Origin of the sequence: Carnobacterium sp. 1290_CSPC, from assembly GCF_001053265.1 — a bacterium.
Taxonomy (GTDB): domain Bacteria; phylum Bacillota; class Bacilli; order Lactobacillales; family Aerococcaceae; genus Aerococcus; species Aerococcus urinaeequi.
This window is the reverse complement of record NZ_JVVG01000070.1, coordinates 1-6088: the sequence shown is the minus strand read 5'-3', so window position 1 is coordinate 6088 and position 6088 is coordinate 1. Positions and strand designations below refer to the sequence as shown.

The 6088-nt window shown below is 31.2% G+C and carries 6 protein-coding genes and 1 pseudogene; 1 reads left to right on the top strand and 6 read right to left on the bottom strand.

From position 1 onward, the window contains the following. Window positions 1-625: 625 nt before the first annotated feature. From AC973_RS06105 to AC973_RS06095, 4 genes are all read right to left on the bottom strand, one after another. The gene (locus tag AC973_RS06105; protein WP_048728660.1) at window positions 626-1324 is read right to left on the bottom strand and encodes a hypothetical protein; all 699 of its coding nucleotides are present in this window, start codon (window positions 1322-1324) and stop codon (window positions 626-628) included. Between the two features lie 133 nt (window positions 1325-1457). Continuing rightward, a complete protein-coding gene (locus AC973_RS09870) occupies window positions 1458-1619 on the bottom strand; it encodes a hypothetical protein (RefSeq protein ID WP_157850745.1) in 162 nt (53 codons plus the stop codon). 142 nt (window positions 1620-1761) lie between these two features. Then, a complete protein-coding gene (locus AC973_RS06100; protein ID WP_048728657.1) occupies window positions 1762-2166 on the bottom strand; it encodes a DUF536 domain-containing protein in 405 nt (134 codons plus the stop codon). A gap of 49 nt (window positions 2167-2215) precedes the next feature. After that, window positions 2216-3199 (bottom strand): RepB family plasmid replication initiator protein, encoded by a 984-nt coding sequence (locus AC973_RS06095; RefSeq protein WP_053083820.1) that lies wholly within the window; start codon window positions 3197-3199, stop codon window positions 2216-2218. Window positions 3200-3944: 745 nt separating this feature from the next. On the opposite strand from AC973_RS06095, the gene AC973_RS06090 reads away from it, so the two are divergent. Then, window positions 3945-4532, top strand: a complete 588-nt coding sequence (locus AC973_RS06090; protein ID WP_048728653.1) for a hypothetical protein — start codon at window positions 3945-3947, stop codon at window positions 4530-4532. Window positions 4533-4750: 218 nt separating this feature from the next. Here AC973_RS06090 and AC973_RS06085 read toward each other — a convergent pair. Together AC973_RS06085 and AC973_RS09865 are read right to left on the bottom strand one after the other, a co-directional pair. Continuing rightward, window positions 4751-5113 (bottom strand): annotated as a pseudogene (locus tag AC973_RS06085) (Rep family protein). A 326-nt stretch (window positions 5114-5439) separates the two neighbouring features. Further along, on the bottom strand, window positions 5440-6088 hold a 649-nt coding region (locus AC973_RS09865; RefSeq protein WP_048728648.1), incomplete at its 5' end, for a hypothetical protein.

Below are 6088 nucleotides of genomic sequence, written 5' to 3'. Positions count from 1 at the left end.
ATAAACACTCCTAACTTCGGTACAGCTTCCATGTAAAGTATAACCCACTATACTTTACTTGTGTAAAGGTGGGGTCTTGCAGACAGCTTATTGGCTTTAGCAAGCCAATGGATCAGCGCACCCTTATGGTGCAATTAGCTGATACGATTTGAGGTTTTCGTGGTCTCCAAAAATTGTCGCTCCTAAAACCTCAAACAAAAATAAAAACCCCCTTCGACTTTCGTCAGGGGGCTTTCTTACGGTTAATTTTTTATAACATCATTTCTTTTATTAAAATAAGTAATAATAAAATTTGATAAGTAAAAAGCAATTATAGGGATTATATACAGGCGATTAAATGAAAAAAAATTAACTCGATTATCGTAAGATATAATTATATAAACTATTAATAAAATTATAGATATAATCTGGATTTTTATATCATAAAAATTATTAAAATAAGTCAGTAAATAGAGTAATATAAAAATAATCACGACTATAAATGTTCCAATAGTTACTTCCACAGCATCAAATCTAGAGAAAAATCTTTGTATATTTACATAAGTGGTAAACAACAAAATTATAAAAGGGACTAAAATATAGGAAAGCATAAAAGTTTTTTTTCTCATTTTCTAATACCTCACTATTAAAATCTTACGCTAACCTCGATTTCGTGTGCTCCGTTCATACCATATACACGTCCTGTAGCCCAAGATGTCGCGCCTGATAAACCAACTCCACTAGCTCTGTATTTTTTATCTGAAGGAATAATATTAAAAGAGGTACCTGGTCGAACAGTAGGTGAACTACCTTGATAATTAATGCCATATCTGACACCTCTATTTGTTGTATAGTAAAGACCACTAGTCGGAACCCATGAACCATAAACTCTATTAATCCTTACATAACCTGTAGAATTCTTAGAAAAATCTACTGATAAATTAGCTTTAATGCCACCAGATACTTCAGAAGAAGATCGCACAACGGCATAAGCGTTAGGTGACACATATTCTTGGAAATTTTCAGCTGCTTTCTTAAAAGGTTTAAATGCTATAATCTCATCATTATCTTTTGGTTCCTCGGCGGGTAATTCAAAAGTAACTTCATAATTTTGAATTTCCGAAATTGTACCGTCTTCATTTGAATATATATTACTATTTACTTGTTCTATTTCAACGTTGTAGTCTTCTTCATTTCCCGAACCAAAAATTTCTCCCGTAACATAAGTTTCATCATAAATTTCAGTATTACTTACTTCATCAGCTTTAACTAAGTTATTTCCATAACCTAATAAAAAGAAACCACTCAACATAATACTTAATGCAAACTTTTTGTTCATTACCACAATAAACACCCCCTTTATAGATTTTTAATAATCAAAATATAGCACAATAAATCACGAAATGAAAGCGTTCCCTATACTGTTGTATTAGCTTCTATCACTATATTAATAAGGTAGCTGAAAATATGAGATTATTTTATATAAATCTGTCGAGATATTCTTTCGCAGCTTTTTTAAAATAACCAACGGGGTGCGTGTATTTTTTGTGAGCAACGTAAGAGATATGTTTTGCCACATTATCAAGTGTAGATCTATCGGCAATTTGTTGGTATAGCGGATAAACTTCTAATTTATCCATATTTCCACCCATTCTAATATCCTGGTTATATTTAAAAATTAACACTTAATTTTTATTAAGCTACTTTTGGCGAAAAGCTAAAAGCTCGTATTTCTTTACGGACTAAACTTTTTTTAGTTCCGCTTGTATCAAGAGTCTTAAGTTATTTTTTTAAAAATATAGCCCACCATTTTCGATTACTATGCTCACTTTGCTGATTTGCTTTTTTTTCACTTTCTAATGATTCGATGTGCTTATTTGTGCTTAATTGTAATTGTTGTTGTTGATCAATCAAACGATGCGCAGATTCTAAACGTTGAGATAAAGATTTAATTTGCTCATCTTTGACACGTATTTGTGATTCAAAAAATGATAGCATATTCCTATAATTTGTATAGCTATTTGTATTTTCTACGCTAGCATCTTTATTATCATCAACCAGTATTTTTTCTAATATATATCGATTCATCGATTGATTATTTTTTTCAGCATTCTTCTTGATTTTTTCTCGTTCATTAGCAGTTAAACGTAACTGTACTTGCACCTTATCATTTTTTACATTCCCCATGCTATGAATCTCCTATCATTTTCATATGATGATACATCATAACCCCATATCAACTATTTTTTCCAAAATACCGTTTTAAATAATCTTTAGCTGATTTTTTAAAATAGCCAATAGGATGTGAATATTTTTGATGAGCTACATAAGAAATATGTTTTGCCACATTATCAAGTGTAGACCTATCAGCAAGCTGTTGGTATAGCGGATAAACTTCTAATTTAAATTGCTCAATCAATTCCTGGTCACCAGGAGAAATGACACCGTAATAAATTAACCATTCAGTAAATTTATTATTATATTCTGATGTGTCTTCTTGAGGTTGTTCGTCATATTTATTCTCTACCCAAGGTTCAGTTTGTTCAGGTTTCCAGGTAAATAAGTAGCCAGTTAAAGGATTTCCACGCGTATTTTTCTTTATTTTCTTTACTTTCAGATTTTTAAAATAAGGAGCTAGTTCTTTAATTACTGGTTTTAAAATCCGCTTATCAATATCACTTGTACTATAAGACTTAGGACAATTTAATAAGAATTTGAAATCGTCTATTTTGAATTCTTTTTTTCCAATTGTTCGCCATTGCTTTAATAAACGATACATCGTTTTAGCATATGTAGAGCGAATATGAGTAAATTCAGCTAATTCATATGTTGTAAATTCTACTTGAAGTCGATTTACAACATATTCAAAAACCTCTGAAACTTTTACTATTGCAGTCATTTCACTCAAATCATCGTTCCATTCAAATTTAAAACGAGTAAAGAGATTCATTAATTCAAATGAATTTGAAGTCCGCTCAATATAGTGAATATTAGCTACTTTTTTTCCAAGGCTTTCAATGGTATCTTGGAATCTTTTATTGTTCGCAACAGAATAGTTAGCTAACTCAGCTAGTTCAAATTTATCTAACTTTATTTCTCGCGTACCTTTATTACGTACTTTAGCTATGATTGAAAAGAAAAAATTCATTTCTTCTGAAGTCCATGTTCGCATATTAATACTATTTAAATCATTATGATATTTTACTACTTCATTTTTCATTTGAGTCGCGCTCCTTTTCGTGACTCAAATATTAATATAAAAATATTTTTAGGTCAAATTTTTATATTGACTCAATAAACCAACAATTTGTCCCAAATGAACCCAACAATCTGTCCTTAATAACCAACAATTTGTCCTTAATAACCAACAATTTGTCCCAATAAAAGTGCCGTACACCTTACTCTCCCAAGGGTTGAAAATCGGCTAAACATATATCTAAACATTATCTAAACAAAGATTAATTAAACATATTTATCTATTTATCGTATTTTCTCTAAATCACCCCTGAGGTTTTTTCTAAAAATAAAAAAGGAAGCCTTGCTAACGCAAGCCATTAAAAAAAGGGGCTTTGCCCCTTTTAAACCCCTTATGTTCAAGAAAAAGTAGTCTTGAATGACCAAAAACCTTGAACATCTAAGTAATTTTGTTAAATTTTCTGCATTTGAATGCATGCCAACGCATGGTCAAGGGTTAACACCCTTAACAAACCCCTGAAATACGTTCAGAAGAAAATTAAAGGGTATAGGTCGTAGTACCCCCCAGAAGTTAGTTGATTTTTTCAAAAATCTCCCCTATTCCTTTCCTCATTCCCAACTCGAAAAAACATCCAAATAGGTACGAATATCGGCTTTTCTCTTGTTTTGCAAAAGCAAAATGACTCAAAAATAAAAGTTGTTTTTTTAATTGAGTACTTATATAGTTTTCTCAAGTATAAAAATACTATTACATATCCAGGAGGGAAATAATGAAATTAAAGAAAATACTTGTTATCACTTCGCTAATTGTAACTTTAGCTCCAATTGCTTTATTTTCTGCAAATACTGATACAGTCTATGCAAGCGAAACAGAAAATATTCAAGAAACTCCAGCAGACATAACTTATGAAGAATCACTAAATCTTCCATATGCAGATTTGAGTGCAGATTTAAATTCTAACAATCGCGGAATTACACTTTTTAGCACAAAGAACCCAAGTAGTGTTACCGACTACAAAAATTTAGGCTATAAAAACATAGAATATACTGCGTGGACAGGATACAAAAAAGTTGCTAGCACAAAATCAAAAAGAATAGCAACTTATGTAGTTACAAACGTACTAGGCTTTATACCTAGCACTTATGTAAGAACAGCTATAGGAATATACGATCTAACAAGCACACTACAAACACAAAATCCAGACGTTTGGCCAACTGTAAACACAAGAAATATTCTAGCAACATCTCCTAGAGGTACAGAAGTAATAATAGGTCAACAAACTATAGTTAAATATTACGGAAATAGCGCTAGAACCAAATTAATTAAAACGATTAATAAAACTTATTGGGTAGGGTAATAAAAAAAAGAGATTCAAGATATCATTTTGAATCTCTTTTTTTATGTTCAAATATCATAACAACTAAATTTATAGCCAACAAAACAAGAAAAATATTCTCAATTTTATAAGAATTATCCCACACAAAACTAACAATAACTAAAATTAAAATAAGCAAAAAAAATGTGATTTTTGATAAAGATATATTTTTCATAAAAACTCCTTAATATTTAAATTTATTAATCTATTTTTCTTTCTCTATGTCTATTTGATTTAATATACTGACCTATCACATAAGCAGAATTATCACATAACAAGGGAAACCAATCATCAAATCATTCATCAGCTGCATAATCAAACAACTGAGTAAATTCAATCACATCCTTATCTCTGATAAGCGTACGCATTTCTTTTATTAGTTCATATCTTTCAGATTTAGTAACAGACAGATATATATCAATTTCAGCCCCACTATGCGCTATTGTTTTAGTTTTATCATACTGGTACTTTTCCGGATTGTCTATGTAAGAAAAATACCTAACCATACCTTCTGCATTAGCAACTTTTTGTGGATTTGGAGAAGTAAGTCCTAGTACCCCCAGAAGTTAGTCGATTTTTTCAAAATCTCCCCCAGTCCATTTCCCAATTTCTAAAACAACAAAACCGTGGGCGTTGCCCACACCCACAAACGCAATGCGTTTGATCATGCCTCTGAAAAGTAGCTAAACATTTATAACTGTTGGCTTTTCTGTCGGTTTCAAAAGCTAATTTACTCAAAAAAAGCTATGCAAGGGTAAACGTTGCTCACGTTGTTCGCCCTTGCATAGCTTTATTTCGCAAATTTTAACGCATTTGCCGACGAAAAGACCTAACAGTTATAAAATACCTAGAATTAATTTAAAACGTCTTAGAACGCAAATATGAGCTTCTAACGACTTAATTCATCTCTATCTCGTGTTTGAGTTTCATTTCTATGAATTTTTTCAAACTCTCCACCTTTTACAAACTCTTTTACTTTGTCTACAACGCCACCAACAAGCGTTTTAACCTGTTCAGTTGTAACCTCCTTAGAGTCTTTAAAGAACGCTTTAAAGCCTTTGTAAATGCCCTTTATTTCGTTTTTAAGCGACTTATTCTCTTTTTCTAAATCTTTAATTATTTCAATATTCCGATTACTCTTACGTACTAAATCATTGTATTTATCCACTAATTCGCTATATTTCCCTTTAACTCTAGTAATTTCTTTAGGTAAATCAGTTTCCGCATATTTTTTTAGATTTTCATTCGCTTTATATAGCTCTTCATAGCTTTTAATCACTGCATTTAATTTACTTTCAGGTATGATGACATTCCCTGTTTTTTGTTCTTCATTTTTCGTAAATTCATGACGTAACTTACCAATTCCAATTGTTTCGCCACTTGGTACTTTGACCGTTTTCGTTTCGTCTTTTAAGTCTAAACTTTCTTTCTTGATTGTTGGTGTTTTATCGTTTGATAACGCTAAAACTTCTGACTTCCGCTGTTCCAGCGTGGTAGTCATCTCTTTTAATTCGTCCTTTGCCTTTTTATATTCAGGC